This is a genomic window from Kluyvera intermedia (assembly GCF_034424175.1).
In the GTDB taxonomy this organism is placed as follows: Bacteria; Pseudomonadota; Gammaproteobacteria; order Enterobacterales; family Enterobacteriaceae; genus Kluyvera; species Kluyvera intermedia.
Genome location: NZ_CP139986.1, coordinates 3,835,497 through 3,851,781 on the forward strand (window position 1 = coordinate 3,835,497; position 16,285 = coordinate 3,851,781).

Consider the following 16,285-nt stretch of genomic DNA (forward strand, 5'->3'; position numbering starts at 1 on the left):
GAAACCTACCGGCTTTGCTTTCTCAACAAATAGATAAAATACGGCGCGCCGATAAAGGTCGACAGCAGTCCCGCAGGAATCTGATACGGAAACATCAGCATCCGTCCACACCAATCAGCAAACACCAGCAGCAAACCACCAATTAGTGCCGAAATCACAATGTGCGGCATCGTGCGTCGGAATCCCATCATTCGCGCAATATGCGGCGCCATCAATCCAACAAAGCTTAACGGGCCAATGGTCAACGTAGCCGCGGCGGTCAGACATGCCGCCAACAGCAACAGGCCAACACGCGCAGGCGTTAGCGCCATACCAATTGAACGCGCCGTCTCACCGCCGAGCGGTAAAATCGTCAGCCATCGGCGGCACAGCGGAACCAGCATCAACAGCACGGCCATTGCTATCGCCGATTGCACCACCTGTTTACCCGTAGCGTTATAGGTTGAGCCCGAGATCCACGTCAGAATTTGCGCCATTCGCGGGTCGCCGCTGGCCTGCAACATCATCAGCAACATGGTAAACGCGGTGCTCAGCGCCATCCCCGCCAGCAGCATACGGTGTGGCGAGAAACCGCCGCGCCCGGCGGCAATCAGGATAACCAGCAGCGTCACCGCAGCGCCAACGCTTCCGGCCGGCAGCAACCAACCAAAAGCGTTACCCGGCACCATAAACAGCATCAACACCACGCCGAACGCCGCACCAGAGCTTATCCCCAGGACTTCCGGGCTTGCCATCGGGTTACCGGTCAGGCGCTGGATAATACAGCCCGCCACCGCCAGCATCACCCCGGCAATCAGCGCGGAAGCGATACGCGGCCAGCGCCACTGCAACAACTGGTCGAGCAACTCACCGCTAGCCCAGTGCCAGCTAGTGGCATCACGCCCCAGCGACAGCGCGACAAACACCGCCGCCAGTAAAATCGCCACCCCGCCCAGCGCAAACCACTGCACATGATGACGTTCACTGGCAACGCTATCGCTCGCATTCATCGACGGCGCGCTCATACTGCGCAGGCGTGGCAGAAGCCACAGCAGTAGCGGTGCGCCAATCAGCGCCGTCACCGAGCCGGTGGAAACTTCCATCCATACGCGGGTCAGCCACAAAATTAACTGGTCAGAAAGCCACAGAATCAGCGCACCAATCAGCGGAGCCAGCAGCAAACGCGAGAGTAAACGTCGCGCGCCGAGCATTTTCGCCAGTAGCGGTGCAAACAGGCCGATAAAACCGATAATCCCCACCGCGTTAACCAGGAAAGCACTGATCACAATCGCCAGCGTTAACGCTCCCAAACGCGCTAATGACAGCGCCAGGCCGAGGTTACGCGCCACGCCATCGTCCAGCCCCATTAAGGTCAACGGGCGCAACAGCAGCAGCGTCAGCATCACGCCGCCCAGCAGCTGTGGCCACAGACGCTGTACCACGCTCCAGTCGGTTTGCGTCAGCGTACCGGTGCTCCACAGGAACATGCTCTGCAATTGGTCGTGATGGAAAAGTACCATCAGTTGGTTGATGGCCCCACAGTAGAGGCTGACCACCAGCCCCGCCAGAATCAACGTCACCGGCGAGAGACGTTTACCCCACGCCACGCCAAACACCAGCGCTCCGACGATACACGCGCCCGCCAGTGCGGCAAACTGCGAGGTCAGCACATCCGGCACCGCCCACAGCGTCGTGACGGTCATGCCCAACTGTGCGCCGGTGGCAACGCCGAGCGTCGTCGGCTCGGCCAGCGGGTTACGCAGCACTTGCTGGAACAGTACGCCGACCAGCCCTAATCCAGCGCCGACTAATAGCGAAATCGCCAGACGCGGCAGCAGGCTGTAATGGAACAGCATCTGGTCGATGGCGTCGATATCCGGCTTGCTTGCCGCCTTAAACCACTGCGCGTTAGGCAACGCAATGTTGAAGTTAAACCAGGTCAGTACCAACGCGGCAATAAACAGCGTCAGTAACAGGATGGCGGCAAACGGTGAGAATTTTGCGTTCACGCTTTGCCTCCCAATGCGTTATCCAGAATGCGGGCAAAGTGCATCGCCGACAGCGTAGCGCCGTAGAACCATACCGCCGGAACCACCTGCATACGGTTGGCACGAACGAACGGCATCGCCTGCCACAGCGGGGTGGCGGTAAGCTGACGCATTTCAGCGGCATTACCGTGATCGAAACACAGGACGTCGACATCTTTGTAAGCCGCCAGACGGTCGATTCCAACCGCCGTGCTGCCCCAGAAGTTTGTTTCCCCCTGCCAGGCGTTTTTGACGCCTAGGCGGTCGAGCACTTCCTGGAACAGACAGTTGGGGCCGAATACCAGCATATGGCGCGGGTCGAGCAGCGACATCATCAATAATGGGCGATCGCCACGCTGTTGAAAGCGCGGTTTCAGGCTGTCGATAAACGCATCAAATTCAGCCAGATGGCGCTGTGCCACCGCCTGTTTGTCGAGCATATCAGCCATCTCTAGCAGCGAACGCTGTGCCTGAGCCAGCGGCTTTTTACCGTCGCTGAAGGCAAAGCTGCGACCGGGCGCGATTCTGGCGAGGATCTCCGGCGAGGGGCCATAACCCGCTGACCAGACCAGCATGGAAGGCTTCATCTGCGTCAACAGTTCGAGATTAGGTTCGGTGCGTAGCCCCACATCAATGACCGAGTCCGGCAGTGCTGGTTCGTTAACCCACATCCGGTAGTTCGGGATATCCGCCACGCCATAGGGGGTGACGCCCAGCGCCAACATCAGTTCAACGGGTAGCCATTCCAGCGCCACGATACGTTCAGCGCTAATCGGCGCGGCCTGCGCCTTTTGCATCTGCCACAGCAGCGGCGAGAGCGCCATCGCCGTCAGCAAACGGCGGCGGCTAATCAGGTTTGAAGCGGTCATCAGTAGACAAAACTTACCGGTGCGGCACCGGCTGGATGAGGCAGGATCCCCATTGGGATACCGTAGATTTTTTCCAGCGTTTCACTGCGCATCAGCTCATCAGGCGTGCCCTGAGCAATCATCTCACCGCCGCGCAGCGCGACCAGATAATCACAGTAACGCGCCGCCATGTTGATGTCGTGCAGCACGGCAATGACCGTCAATCCACGCTGTTCGCTCAAGCGATGAATCAGCGCCAGCACGTCAACCTGGTGCGCAATATCCAGCGCTGAGGTCGGTTCGTCGAGCAGCAGGCAGCGGCTATCTTGCGCTACCAGCATGGCAATCCACGCGCGTTGACGCTCCCCGCCAGAGAGGCTGTCCACCAGGCGCTGCGCCAGCGGTTTCAGGCCCACCAGCGCTATAGCTTCATCGACTTTTTCACGGTCAGCTACGCCAAATCGCCCTAACGCGCCGTGCCATGGATAGCGACCAATCGCCACCAGTTCACGCACCGTCATCCCTTCTGCGGGCGGCAATTGCTGCGGCAGATAGGCAACCTTGCGGGCAAACGCTTTGCTGTTCCAGCTCGCCAGCGGCTGGCTATCCAGCAGAATCTCGCCTTCCGACGGTGGCTGATGGCGGCCCAACATTTTCAACAAAGTTGATTTGCCCGAGCCGTTGTGGCCGATAAGTCCGGTCACTTTGCCCGCAGGGAAGGTTAAGGAGAGTGGATGTAACAGGGTGCGACCAGGCACACGGAAAGCCACCTCGTCCAGAGAAAAAGTGGTGTCGGAATGAGTAGTGTTGTCCTGCATAACCGTCAACATGTTAAAGGGCGCGGAAAACCCGCGCCCTTGAGGTGGTTAGAAACGGAACGTTGCGGTGGCAACAACCTGACGCTCTGCGCCCCAGTAGCAAGCGTATTCGCTATAGCAGCTGGAGACGTATTCACGGTTAAACAGGTTATTGACGTTAACAGCAACGGATGAACCCGGCAGGCCGAAGCGAGACAGTTCGTATTTCACCATTGCGTCAGCCACGGTGTAGCCGCCGACGTTAAACGAATCATTTTTCTTCGCCGCGTCATTTTTGTAGTAGCTTACCGTCGAACCGGTGTAACGCACGCCCGCACCAAAGGTCAGTCCGCTGAGCGCCGTGTCGTAGAAGGTGTAGTCAGTCCACAGAGAGGCTTGATTACGTGGAACCTCTGCCGGGCGTTTACCCTTGAAGATGGTGTCCTCAGTGTATTCAGCATCGTTATAGCTATAGGCTGCCGTCACGTTGATATTTTCGTTAACTGCCGCTTTTGCTTCCAGCTCAAGACCACGGGAACGAATTTCGCCTGCCTGTACGCTGTACAGACCGGTTGAGTCGTTCGGGTCAGACGTAAGGTTTTTGTCTTTGGTGAGCTGGTAAATTGCCGCCGTCAGGACCACCGGCATATCTTTCGGTACGTACTTCACGCCAGCTTCATACTGCTTGCCGCGAGACGGATCGAACGGCTTGCCATCTTTTGTTGAGCCAGACGTCGGTTCGAAAGATTCGCTGTAGCTGAAATACGGAGAGATTCCGTTATCAAACAGATAGTTCAGACCACCACGCCAGGTAAATTGCTGGTCATGATTCTGCGCCAGAGAGTTGCTGGAGCGGGTCAGGGTTGAGGCCATCGCGTAGTCATAGCGACCACCCAGCGTCAGCACCCATTTGTCCCATTCCATCTGATCCTGCGCATACAGACCGGTCTGTTCCATACGGTTAAGTACCGCATACGGGAAGTTAACGGAAACGTTCGGATTACCGTACTGCGGGTTGCTCATATCCAGCGGGCTGGCTGAACCATACTGAGCGTCAATATCGTTACGCATGCGTGAATAATCCACGCCGGTCAGCAGCGTATGCGCTACATCGCCAGTCGCGAAGTTAGACTGCAGTTGGTTATCAACGGTGAAAGTATTGAGGTCTTCATCAGAACGAACGTACTGACGATTAATTTTACCCGGCGCGATATAGCCATAACCGTAAACGGAACGATATAGTGTTTTCACCTGGTCGTAGCGCAGGTTCTGGCGCACGGTGAAGGTATCGTTAAATTCGTGCGAGAAGTTGTAGCCCACCATCTGCTGACGGCGCTGCATCTTATTATCACGCTCACCTTCGTTGAAATCGGTCGGCAGCTTGTGCGCATTACCGTTAGCATCGTAATAAGGCACAACCGTACCTTCGCGCGGTAACCAACCGTAGTAACCCGCATTCGGGTCGCTCTGGAAGTTGCTCAGGAAGGTGAAGTCGGTTTTATCATCCGGGCGCCAGCTAAAGGATGGAGCAATGGCATAGCGATTCGATTTCGCCATCTCCTGCTGCGTATCCTGGCTGCGGCCTAAACCGGTCAGACGATAGGACCATACACCATCGTCATCAATTGCATCACTGAAGTCAAAACCGGTCTGCCAGAGGTTATCTGTGCCCATTTTGAACTGAATTTCACGCAGCGGCTCGGTCGTCGGACGCTTGCTGACCATGCTGACGATACCGCCCGGGTTGCTGTTGCCGTACAGCACGGACGTTGGCCCACGCATCACTTCAACACGTTCGAGGAAATACGGGTCCATCGAAATTTCAGAGTAGTTATTGCCCTGAAGCTTCATGCCATCCAGATACTGGTTGGTGTTAACGGTGGTCGGCGCAGTAAAACCACGAATAGAAACAACATCATATGTTGATGAGCTACCACGAGTCGAGAACACGCTTGGCGTATAGGCCATCGCATCTTTGACGGTCGTCGGCTGACGAATATCCATCTCTTGACGGGTAATCACAGAGACAGACTGCGGGGTCTTCTCAATCGAGGTATCCGTTTTGGTTGCCGTCGCAGAATGCTTAGCGGCAATCGTTGCTGCCGGGCCCCAGGCGCTTTCCTGAGAAACAGGAGCGGCGGTAACGGTGATGGTTTCTTCTTTCGGTTCAACTGCCGCCTGTGCGTAAACAGACATGCCGCTAACCGCTGTGGCGACTACGACTGCGATTTTACGCAGCGAGTTGTTTGGCTGAGCAGTTTTAAGACGCGCCATTGGTATATCTCTAATGAAGTGAATGATAACGTAAACGAGAATTATTATTATAACCGAAGCATAATAGGACAGCCGACGGACGCATAGCAAGTGATATAAGCCCCTACCATAATTAAGGGGTTAAGAAATAAACAGATGAAATAAAGGCGTTAAGAAAACGATAAAAAAAACCTCTGCGGTTAACAGAGGTTCAGTGTCGATGGGTGCCCGAGGCCCCGGGGGCGGCGTAAACGCCTTGCCCGGGCTACAGATTGGTGTAGGCCGGATAAGGCGTAGCTGGCATCCGGCAATCTGCTCTGGTGTCCACAGTATCGACTAGTTACCGCCGAACATATCTTTAATCCAGCCCGCTACGCCGTCGCTGTCTTTCTTCTCTCCCGCAGGCGGCTGTTGTTGTTGCTGCTGCTGTTGCGGTTGAGAAGAGGACGAATCAAACGGATTCGCTGACTGCTGCTGTTCAATCGCCTGCTGGCTCTGCTGGCAGAGCGCATCCGGGTCGGTTGTCCAGACCGGCAGCATACGCATTCCGCCACCACCGCAGATAAAGTTGCCGTTTTCATCGACGCCCATATCCACCACATCTTCCGGCGCGGTGAGATTCAGCGCGATAGGCGACTGGCTGGTCAGGTAGCGTTGATAAATAGACATCGCTCCGCTAGCACCGTACAGCTTGGTCGGCTGGTTATTATCACGACCCACCCAAGTGATCACCACTTCACGACCATCAATCCCGGCAAACCAGGTGTCGACGTTGTTGTTGGTGGTCCCGGTTTTACCGGCCAGATGCAGATTCGGGTATTTCGCTCCCAGTTGACGACCAGTACCGCGTTGAACAACCTGCTGCATCGTCCACAGCGTCATATACGCCGCCTGTGCCGGAACGGCACGCTCAGCCTGCGGGAAGCTTTGATACAACACGGTACCGTCTTCTGCAATGACCGAGCGCAACGCTGACAGCGTCGCACGGTTACCACCGCTAGCAATGGTCTGGAACGCCTGCGCCACTTCAATCGGCGTTAGGTTCAATGCCCCCAGCAGCATTGCTGGAACCGGATGCAACTGATCTTTTGGTGCACCCAGCTTCTGCCAGGTATCGGTGACCGCCGGCAGACCCAGCGCCATCCCGAGGTTAACGGTTGGCACGTTCATCGAACGGGTCAACGCATCCACTAGCATCACTTGACCACTGTAGCGACGATCGTCGTTCTGCGGTGACCAGACCTGACCATTTGGCTGGCGCAGGGCAATCGGTGCATCGGCAATCCAGGTGTTGAGGCGATACTGATTCGGCTGGCTGAGCGCGGTCAGATAGGTTGCCGGTTTTGCCAGAGAACCAATCGAACGACGCGCCTGCATCGCACGGTTGTAACCGGCGAACTGCGGCTCGGCACCGCCAACCATCGCGCGAACTTCACCGCTGAAGCGGTCAACGACCACCATCGCAGTTTCCAGATCGCTCAGCTTGCGCTGTTTCTTCAGTACCGGAATACCTTCAGTTGCCGCTTTTTCTGCCGCATCCTGCGCCACCGAGTCAAAGGTGGTGAAGATTTTCACCCCGGACAGGTCTTTGACCTTATCGCCCAGTTTTGCCTGCAGTTCCTGACGCACCATCTGCATAAACGCTGGCTGTGGTGAAATCACCCCACCGCGCGGCTGTACGCCCAACGGACGTGCGCTCAGCATGTCGTAGAGTTCCTGGTCGATCACTTTCTGCTGTTGCAGCAAGCGCAGCACCAGGTTACGACGTTCCAGCGACAGTTTCGGGTTACGCCACGGGTTGTAGATCGACGCCCCCTTCACCATCCCCACCAGCAGCGCCTGCTGGTCGAGGCTCAGCTCTTCCACCGGGCGGCCAAAGTAATAAAGGCTTGCCAGCGGGAAACCGCGAATTTCATTGTCGCCGCTCTGACCGAGATAGACCTCGTTCATATACAGCTCAAGGATACGGTCTTTGCTGTAGCGCGCATCCATGATCAGCGCCATATAGGCTTCGTTAGCCTTACGCCAGTATGAACGCTCGCTGGAGAGGAACAGGTTCTTCACCAGCTGCTGCGTCAGCGTACTCGCCCCTTGCACCGTGCGTCCGGCGGTCAGGTTGGCCAACATCGCACGACCAATCGAGTAGAAGCTGATGCCGTCATGCTCGTAGAAGTGGCGGTCTTCGGTGGCGATAAGCGTGTCCACCAGCAGATCCGGGAAACCGTTACGCGGCACGAACAGACGCTGCTCGCCGTTTGGCGAGGACATCATGGTAATAAGCCGCGGATCGAGTCGGAAGAAACCGAACTGGCGGTTGCTGTCCATATTCTCGATGGTTTCCAGATGATCGCCATCAAAGGTCAGACGCGCGCGCACCTGCCCTTCTTTACTGTCCGGGAAATCGAACGGGCGGCGGATCATCTCGATGCTGTTGGCCTGCACGGTAAATTCACCGGGACGCGTCATCGCCGTCACCTGGCGATACTGCGTTGCCGTCAGCAGCTGAACCATCTCTTTCTTACTGATGGACATATCCGGCTCAAGGTTGACCATGCGGCCATATACCGCCGCCGGAAGCTGCCAGACTTTGCCATCAATACGGCTACGGATTTTTTGATCCAGGTAGACACCGTAAATCGCGATCAGTACCGCAAAGACAATGCCCAGTTTGACCAGGAACCACAGCCAGCGGCGTTTGCCACGGGGTTTGCCGCCTTTGCCGCCACCTTTACGCGAGCGCGGTTTTTCTTCTTCGTAACCATCATCATCGTCATAATCGTCGTCATACTGCTGGCGACGGCTTACCTTTTGTTTTGCCGGACGTGCAGGCTTTCCTTTACGTCCAATTGGCTCGCGGTCATTCCCCGCCATGCTTTCTCTCCGCAACATTCAGGCATAAAGGCCTGATTCTCAATTCTTCTGTCGTTTGACAGAAGAAGATATCTCTCAATTTTGTGCAATACGTCCCCTCTCCCTTGAGGGAGAGGGAGAACATCACGAATACTTTTTCGTCCGCCGCGTCGGTGCTGTGTTCGCCGGATCGTCAGGCCAGACGTGTTTCGGGTAACGCCCTTTCATCTCTTTTTGCACCTCGCGGTATGCCCCTTGCCAGAACGCGCTTAAATCACGCGTAATTTGTAATGGACGTTGCGCGGGTGAAAGCAGCTCCAGCACCAGCGCCACTCGCCCTTCGGCAATCGTCGGCGTGCTGGCTTCGCCAAACATCTCCTGCATCCGTACGGCTAATGCCGGAGGATTTTCATCATCGTAACGAATCGGTATTCGGCTTCCCGTCGGCACAGTGTAATGAGTTGGCAGCGAACTCGCCAGACGTTGTCGTAATGACCAGGGCAAGCGTTCGAAAAGCGCCTGCTGAATATCCAGCGATTTCAGCCCACGCAGGGAGTGAACGCCGGTCATATGCGGCAGTAGCCATTCCTCAAGCGAATCCAGCAATGAGGCATCATCCACCGCAGGCCACGCCTCTTCCGGCAGCCAACGCGCCGCACACCGTAAACGCAAGCGTAGCTGCCTGGCCTCGCTCGTCCAGTTAAGCACGTCCAACCCTTTCTCGCGAATTCCGGTCAGCATCGCCTGATGAAGTTCACTCTCAGACGGCTTTGCTAGTGGACGTACGCTCAGCGTTAATTGGCCAATCTGGCTACGGCGCAGCGCTTTGAGCGTGCCCTGGGCATCATCCCACTCGACGGTGTCAGATTGTTGAAGCAATGTTGGGCAGCGGGCGATTAATGCGTCGATGTCCAGCGCACAGGCCTGCAAAATCCGCGCATCCGGCGAGGCATTTCCTTGCAGCAGCAGCGGCGCTATCAGCCACTCGTGGCGATTTAACGCATCGTCGGCGTCGAGCATCGCCCCCATGCCGTTTGCCAACTGGTAGCGCCCTTCCTGCCCACGCTTGCGGGCGATTCTATCCGGGAATCCCTGTGCCAGCAGCGAGGGAATCGCCTCACTGTCCACCTGCCCTGCGAGGCGATTAAGCCTTTTGCACAGTTGCTGGCTGCGCTGTTGCCACTGACCCTGCGGGCGCGAAAATGCCTGGAGCAGATCATGGTTTGTTCCGCGCGGCGGCTCTTCGAGAATCGCTGCCAACCGTGCCGCTGTAGCGACTTCATCATCGCTGTTTGCCGCCACCAGCATCGCCGCCAGACGTGGATCGTTCCCCAACGAAGCCATTTTCTGACCTTTCGCCGTTAAACGTTCATCTTCCAGCGCATCAAGCTGCATCAACAAGCGACGCGCTGCCGCCAGGTTAATAGCAGGCGGGTTATCCAGCCAGCTCAACTGGACCGGATCGGTACATCCCCACTGCATCAACTCCAGCAGCAGCGAGGAGAGATCGCTTTGTAAGATTTCCGCATCGCTTTGCGCGCTCGCGCGCTCGGCCTGATCTTTTGCCAGCAAATGCACGCACACGCCGGGCTCCAGTCGCCCGGCGCGTCCGGCGCGCTGGGTCATTGAGGCCTGGCTTATCCGCTGGGTGAGTAAGCGCGTCAAACCGCTACGCACATCGAAACGGGCAACGCGCTCCTGAGCACTGTCGACCACCAGACGAATACCTTCAATGGTCAAACTGGTTTCGGCAATGTTAGTCGCCAGCACCACTTTGCGCTTCCCGGCCGGGGCAGGAAGAATCGCCTGCCGCTGTTCATTAAGCGACAGCGCTCCATATAAAGGACAGAGCAGTACATCATCCGCCACCCGCTCGGCAAGATGGTTTTGTACGTGCTGAATTTCCCCCACGCCGGGCAAAAATAGCAGCAGCGAACCGCTTTCATTGCGCAATAGCTCCGCCGTAGCGATGGCGACCGCTTCATCAAAACGTTGATGTGAGGGCAATGACTGATAGCGGCGCTCGACCGGGAACGCGCGCCCTGCGGAAATAATCGTTGGTGCGTGGGGCAGAAGACGCTGGAGCTTGTCGTTATCAAGCGTAGCCGACATGATGAGCAGCTTGAGATCGTCACGCAGCCCCTGCTGCACGTCGAGCAGCAACGCCAGTGCAAGATCCGCCTGTAAGCTGCGTTCGTGAAATTCATCAAGGATCACCAACCCCACGCCCGACAGTTCGGGATCTTGCTGGATCATGCGCGTCATGATCCCCTCGGTCACAACCTCCAGCCGGGTTTTCGCACTCACGCACGTTTCGGCACGCATCCGGTAGCCTACCGTTTCCCCCGGTTTTTCGCCCAGCAGTTCCGCCAGACGCTGTGCGACGTTACGCGCCGCCAGACGACGTGGTTCGAGCAGTAATATGCGCCCCCGAATCCCGCCATCGCGTAAAATTTGCAGCGGCAGCCAGGTCGATTTACCCGCTCCCGTTGGCGCATTGAGCAGTACCTGCGGGGATTGTCGTAAAGCGATAAGAAGTTCTGGGAGGATGTTTGCGACCGGCAACAGGGACACGAATGGCTCCAGGGGTTAACATTAAACGGCGGACATTGTAGCATCGCGTCAATTCATAACCGAGTACCCACGATGTCTGAGTCTAAAAGACTGTTTTTCGCCGTTGAGATCCCCGCGAAAATTCAGAAGCAACTGGTGCAATGGCGAGCGGATAATTTCCCGCCCGATGTCGGTGTGCCGGTAACAGCCGCCAACATGCATATGACGCTGGCGTTTCTTGGCGACGTCAGTGCGGAAAAACAACGTGCGCTGGCCGCGCTTGCTGGACGCATTCGCCAGCCGGGCTTTACGCTGCATCTGGATGATGCCGGGCAGTGGTTACGTTCGCGCGTTGTGTGGCTCGGTACGCGCCAGCCGCCGCGCGGCTTGTTACAGTTGGCGAATATGTTGCGCGCTCAGGCCGCCCGTAGCGGCTGCTATCAAAGCCCGCAACCGTTTCATCCACACCTCACGTTGTTGCGCAATGCCGGTCAAGCGGTGCCTATTCCCGCCCCCGGTTTTCATTGGGACTTTCCCGTTACCGAGTTTGTGCTCTACGAATCGCGTTATGCCGCAGGCCGCACCCGATACACGCCAGTACAGCGCTGGACGCTCAGCGAATAATTAAGGAATTCCGATGCAGTTTATGCCGCCGCTCCAGTCCGCCACGCTCATCAAACGCTATAAGCGTTTCCTGGCTGACGTCATCACTTCGACGGGCGAAATCTTCACGTTGCATTGCCCTAATACCGGCGCAATGACCGGTTGCGCAACGCCAGGCGATACCGTGTGGTATTCCACATCAGAAAATACTAAGCGTAAGTATCCGCATACATGGGAATTAACTCAGACCCAGAATGGGGCTTTTATATGCGTCAATACGCTCCGGGCGAATACATTAGCTAAAGAGGCGATAACGCTTGGGAACATACCCGAACTTACTGGCTACAACACCCTGAAAAGTGAAGTGAAATATGGCGAAGAAGGTAGTCGAATCGATATAATGTTACAGGCAGATGATCGCCCTGGATGCTATATTGAAGTGAAGTCAGTGACACTTGCCGAAAATGAGTTTGGCTACTTCCCCGATGCAGTCACGGTGCGGGGTCAGAAGCATTTACGCGAACTGATGGGCGTTGTGGCGAACGGAGAGCGCGCCGTTTTACTGTTTGCAATCTTGCACTCAGCCATTGAATATTTCTCTCCGGCACACCATATTGATGCTAAATACGCAAAGCTATTGAATGAGGCCCACAAAAAGGGGGTAGAGATTTTGGCTTATAAAGCGGAACTTTCTGCCGATAATATGACTCTGATATCGCCGTTACCCGTCTCGTTATCCACGGGTGAATTTGCATAGAAAGTGTTCGGGCTGCGGCGCAAATACGCTTTTCCTCACAGCATTGTCAAGTGTTACGTTTAGATAATTGCCATACGGAAAAGCATCTGTTATTTATAGCGGCCTGATTTTTCCCCCGAACACGGGGATCGATAGTGCGTGTTAAGGAGAAACAACATGCAAGAAGGGCAAAACCGTAAAACATCGTCCCTGAGTATTCTGTCCATCGCAGGGGTGGAGCCGTACCAGGTGAAACCGGGCGAAGAGTATATGAACGAAGCCCAGCTAGCGCACTTCCGACGTATTCTCGATGCGTGGCGTAATCAACTTAGGGATGAAGTCGATCGCACCGTGACCCATATGCAGGACGAAGCGGCAAACTTCCCGGACCCGGTAGACCGTGCCGCGCAGGAAGAAGAATTCAGCCTCGAACTGCGTAACCGCGATCGTGAGCGTAAACTCATCAAAAAGATCGAGAAGACGTTGAAGAAAGTCGAAGATGAAGATTTCGGCTACTGCGAATCCTGTGGTGTTGAAATTGGTATTCGTCGTCTGGAAGCACGTCCAACGGCTGACCTGTGCATTGACTGCAAAACGCTGGCAGAAATCCGCGAAAAGCAGATGGCAGGTTAATCGAACGCTAACACTCTATCTTCAAGGCGGGAGTCACTTCCCGCCTTGTTGTTTTTTGTTGCTATAAAATCATGTTATCAAAACCGTATATCGGGCGTTTTGCCCCCTCACCTTCCGGTGAACTGCATTTCGGTTCGCTGATTGCCGCACTTGGCAGTTATCTGCAGGCTCGTGCCCAGCAGGGCGTCTGGCGAGTTCGTATTGAAGATATCGATCCTCCTCGTGAAGTTCCCGGTGCTGCAACGACCATTTTGCAGCAGCTGGAACATTACGGCCTGCACTGGGACGGCGACGTTCTGTGGCAGTCTCAACGTCATGATGCCTACCGTGAGGCGCTGGCGTGGTTAAAAAATCAGGACCTGTGCTATTTCTGCACCTGTACGCGGGCGCGAATTCAGAGTGTGGGTGGCACCTACGACGGCCACTGTCGGACGCTGGGCAACGGCCCTGAAAACGCCGCATTACGCTTGCGTCAGGTGCATCCGGTTCTGGCCTTTAACGACAGGCTACGCGGCACGATTCAGGCCGACGAGCGACTGGCGCGCGAGGATTTTATTATCCATCGCCGTGATGGTCTTTTTGCTTATAACCTGGCGGTGGTGGTCGATGATCATTTCCAGGGGGTGACTGAAATCGTCCGTGGCGCAGATTTAATTGAACCCACTGTGCGGCAAATTTCGCTCTACCAGCAGTTTGGCTGGCAGGCCCCTGACTATATTCATCTACCGCTGGCATTGAACGAGGAAGGTGCTAAACTTTCCAAGCAAAATCATGTACCTGCTTTGCCCATTGGCGATCCACGTCCTGTTCTTATACAGGCGCTGCGCTTTCTGGGGCAGGTGATTCCAGCGCAATGGCAGGATTTAAGTACGGCGCAATTATTGCAAAATGCCGTCATTCACTGGTCGCTCACTGCGGTGCCCGATACAGCGAAGATCAATCCGCCATTCTCAAATGGGTTATGCTGAGCTATGATTAGCCGCTATTTTTTTGTCCTGGATACTGATATTACCGAGGTGCACCATTTTTACCCGAGTCGCTAATTTCTGCCGCAAGGTGCTAAGCCGTGAGGAGAGCGAGGCTGAGAACGCCGTTGCTAAACCTGCTATGACCGTCATTCCGCGCGAGCAGCACGCTATTTCCCGCAAAGATATTAGCGAGAACGCCCTCAAGGTTCTTTATCGTCTGAATAAATCAGGCTACGAGGCTTACCTCGTCGGCGGCGGTGTCCGCGACCTGCTTTTAGGCAAAAAACCGAAAGATTTCGATGTGACCACCAGCGCCACTCCAGATCAGGTGCGCAAGCTATTCCGCAACTGCCGTCTGGTCGGTCGCCGTTTCCGTCTGGCCCACGTTATGTTTGGCCCGGAAATTATCGAGGTCGCCACTTTCCGTGGTCATCATGAAGATGGTCAGTCTGACCGTACCACCTCCCAGCGTGGGCAAAACGGCATGCTGCTGCGTGATAACATCTTCGGCTCCATCGAAGACGATGCCCAGCGCCGCGACTTTACCATTAACAGCCTTTACTACAGCGTGGCCGACTTTACCGTTCGCGACTACGTCGGCGGCATGCAGGATTTGTCAGATGGCGTCATTCGCCTGATTGGCGATCCTGAAACTCGCTACCGTGAAGATCCGGTACGCATGCTGCGCGCCGTACGTTTCGCCGCCAAGCTGTCTATGCGTATCAGCCCGGAAACCGCAGAGCCTATCCCACGTCTGGCGACCTTAATGCACGACGTGCCGCCGGCACGCCTGTTTGAAGAAGCGCTCAAGCTGCTTCAGGCCGGCTATGGCTACGAAACCTACACGCTGCTGCGTGAATACAATCTGTTCCAGCCGTTGTTCCCGACCATCACCCGCTACTTCACCGAAGAGGGTGATAGCCCGATGGAGCGCATCATTGCGCAGGTGCTGAAGAACACTGACAACCGTATTCACAATGATATGCGCGTCAATCCAGCATTCCTGTTCGCTGCGATGTTCTGGTATCCACTGCTCGAAATGGCGCAGAAAATTGCCCAGGAAAGCGGTCTGGTCTACCACGACGCCTTTGCGCTAGCGATGAACGAAGTGCTGGATGAGGCCTGTCGTTCACTGGCGATACCAAAGCGCATTACCGCGCTGGTGCGTGATATCTGGCAGCTACAGCTGCGTATGTCCCGTCGTCAGGGGAAACGTGCCTGGAAGCTGATGGAGCATCCAAAATTCCGCGCTGCCTACGACCTGCTGGCATTGCGTGCTGAAGCGGAAAACAACCACGAGCTACAGCGTCTGACACAGTGGTGGAGTGAATTCCAGGTCATTGCGCCACCGGCGCAAAAAGAGATGCTCAATGAGCTGGATGAAGAACCCGATTCCCGCCGCCGTCATCGTCGCCCACGTAAACGCGCACCGCGTCGCGAGGGTAGTGCGTGACGCTGGCGTATATCGCACTCGGCAGCAATCTCGCCTCTCCGCTGGAGCAGGTGAATGCTGCCGTACAGGCCATCGGGGAAATCCCTGACAGCCACGTGGTTGCCGTTTCATCGTTCTACCGCACGCCGCCGCTCGGCCCACAGGATCAGCCAGATTACCTGAACGCCGCCGTGGCGCTGGAAACCGCACTAGCACCCGAGGTGCTGTTAAGCCATACCCAACGCATTGAACTCCAGCAAGGTCGCGTACGCAAAGCCGAACGCTGGGGGCCGCGCACTCTCGACTTAGATATCATGTTGTTTGGTCAGGAAATTATCCACACCGATACGCTGACCGTGCCGCATTATGACATGCACAACCGCGGCTTTATGCTGTGGCCGCTGTACGAAATCGCCCCTTCTCTTCATTTCCCTGACGGTATCACTCTGCAACAGCGTCTTGATGCTCTGGCGGCCGAAAAACCGGCTCGTTGGTAGTACACACCTCTCATTTTTAGCGATCCCTGCTTTACGCGTTATCGGTTGCCTAAAATAATTGCCCCCCTGAATACGGCTGTTAAAATGCCGGATAATTCGACCTTATCAT

12 protein-coding genes are annotated in these 16,285 nt (G+C 55.9%); 6 read left to right on the forward strand and 6 right to left on the reverse strand.

The genetic code is table 11. The features are described from left to right. Positions 1-5: 5 nt before the first annotated feature. From fhuB to hrpB, 6 genes are all read right to left on the reverse strand, one after another. A complete protein-coding gene (fhuB, locus tag U0026_RS18575) occupies positions 6-1,988 on the reverse strand; it encodes a Fe(3+)-hydroxamate ABC transporter permease FhuB (protein WP_062772102.1) in 1,983 nt (660 codons plus the stop codon). Beyond that, on the reverse strand, positions 1,985-2,875 hold the full coding sequence (gene fhuD, locus U0026_RS18580) for a Fe(3+)-hydroxamate ABC transporter substrate-binding protein FhuD (protein ID WP_062772099.1): 891 nt from the start codon (positions 2,873-2,875) through the stop codon (positions 1,985-1,987). Before fhuD ends, fhuB begins: the two co-directional genes overlap by 4 nt. Beyond that, the gene (fhuC, locus tag U0026_RS18585) at positions 2,875-3,672 is read right to left on the reverse strand and encodes a Fe3+-hydroxamate ABC transporter ATP-binding protein FhuC (protein ID WP_062772277.1); all 798 of its coding nucleotides are present in this window, start codon (positions 3,670-3,672) and stop codon (positions 2,875-2,877) included. The genes fhuD and fhuC overlap by 1 nt, the downstream gene beginning before the upstream one ends. Positions 3,673-3,720: 48 nt before the next feature. Further along, entirely contained in the window at positions 3,721-5,925 is a 2,205-nt protein-coding gene (gene fhuA / locus U0026_RS18590) for a ferrichrome porin FhuA (protein WP_062772096.1), read from the reverse strand. A gap of 315 nt (positions 5,926-6,240) precedes the next feature. Further along, the gene (gene mrcB, locus U0026_RS18595; RefSeq protein WP_062772093.1) at positions 6,241-8,775 is read right to left on the reverse strand and encodes a bifunctional glycosyl transferase/transpeptidase; all 2,535 of its coding nucleotides are present in this window, start codon (positions 8,773-8,775) and stop codon (positions 6,241-6,243) included. A gap of 123 nt (positions 8,776-8,898) precedes the next feature. Continuing rightward, positions 8,899-11,328, reverse strand: a complete 2,430-nt coding sequence (hrpB, locus tag U0026_RS18600; RefSeq protein ID WP_062772090.1) for an ATP-dependent helicase HrpB — start codon at positions 11,326-11,328, stop codon at positions 8,899-8,901. Between the two features lie 72 nt (positions 11,329-11,400). On the opposite strand from hrpB, the gene thpR reads away from it, so the two are divergent. The 6 genes from thpR (at position 11,401) to folK (ending at position 16,176) form a co-directional block, all read left to right on the forward strand. After that, positions 11,401-11,931, forward strand: a complete 531-nt coding sequence (thpR, locus tag U0026_RS18605) for an RNA 2',3'-cyclic phosphodiesterase (protein WP_062772087.1) — start codon at positions 11,401-11,403, stop codon at positions 11,929-11,931. A 13-nt stretch (positions 11,932-11,944) separates the two neighbouring features. Then, positions 11,945-12,667, forward strand: coding sequence for a DNA/RNA nuclease SfsA (sfsA, locus tag U0026_RS18610; RefSeq protein ID WP_062772084.1), 723 nt, complete (start codon positions 11,945-11,947; stop codon positions 12,665-12,667). Positions 12,668-12,823: 156 nt separating this feature from the next. Then, the gene (gene dksA, locus U0026_RS18615; protein ID WP_062772081.1) at positions 12,824-13,279 is read left to right on the forward strand and encodes an RNA polymerase-binding protein DksA; all 456 of its coding nucleotides are present in this window, start codon (positions 12,824-12,826) and stop codon (positions 13,277-13,279) included. Between the two features lie 71 nt (positions 13,280-13,350). Continuing rightward, a complete protein-coding gene (gene gluQRS, locus U0026_RS18620) occupies positions 13,351-14,247 on the forward strand; it encodes a tRNA glutamyl-Q(34) synthetase GluQRS (protein WP_062772078.1) in 897 nt (298 codons plus the stop codon). A 55-nt stretch (positions 14,248-14,302) separates the two neighbouring features. Beyond that, positions 14,303-15,700, forward strand: a complete 1,398-nt coding sequence (pcnB, locus tag U0026_RS18625; RefSeq protein ID WP_164717446.1) for a polynucleotide adenylyltransferase PcnB — start codon at positions 14,303-14,305, stop codon at positions 15,698-15,700. Further along, positions 15,697-16,176, forward strand: coding sequence for a 2-amino-4-hydroxy-6-hydroxymethyldihydropteridine diphosphokinase (gene folK / locus U0026_RS18630; protein ID WP_062772072.1), 480 nt, complete (start codon positions 15,697-15,699; stop codon positions 16,174-16,176). The genes pcnB and folK overlap by 4 nt, the downstream gene beginning before the upstream one ends. Positions 16,177-16,285 lie beyond the last annotated feature (109 nt).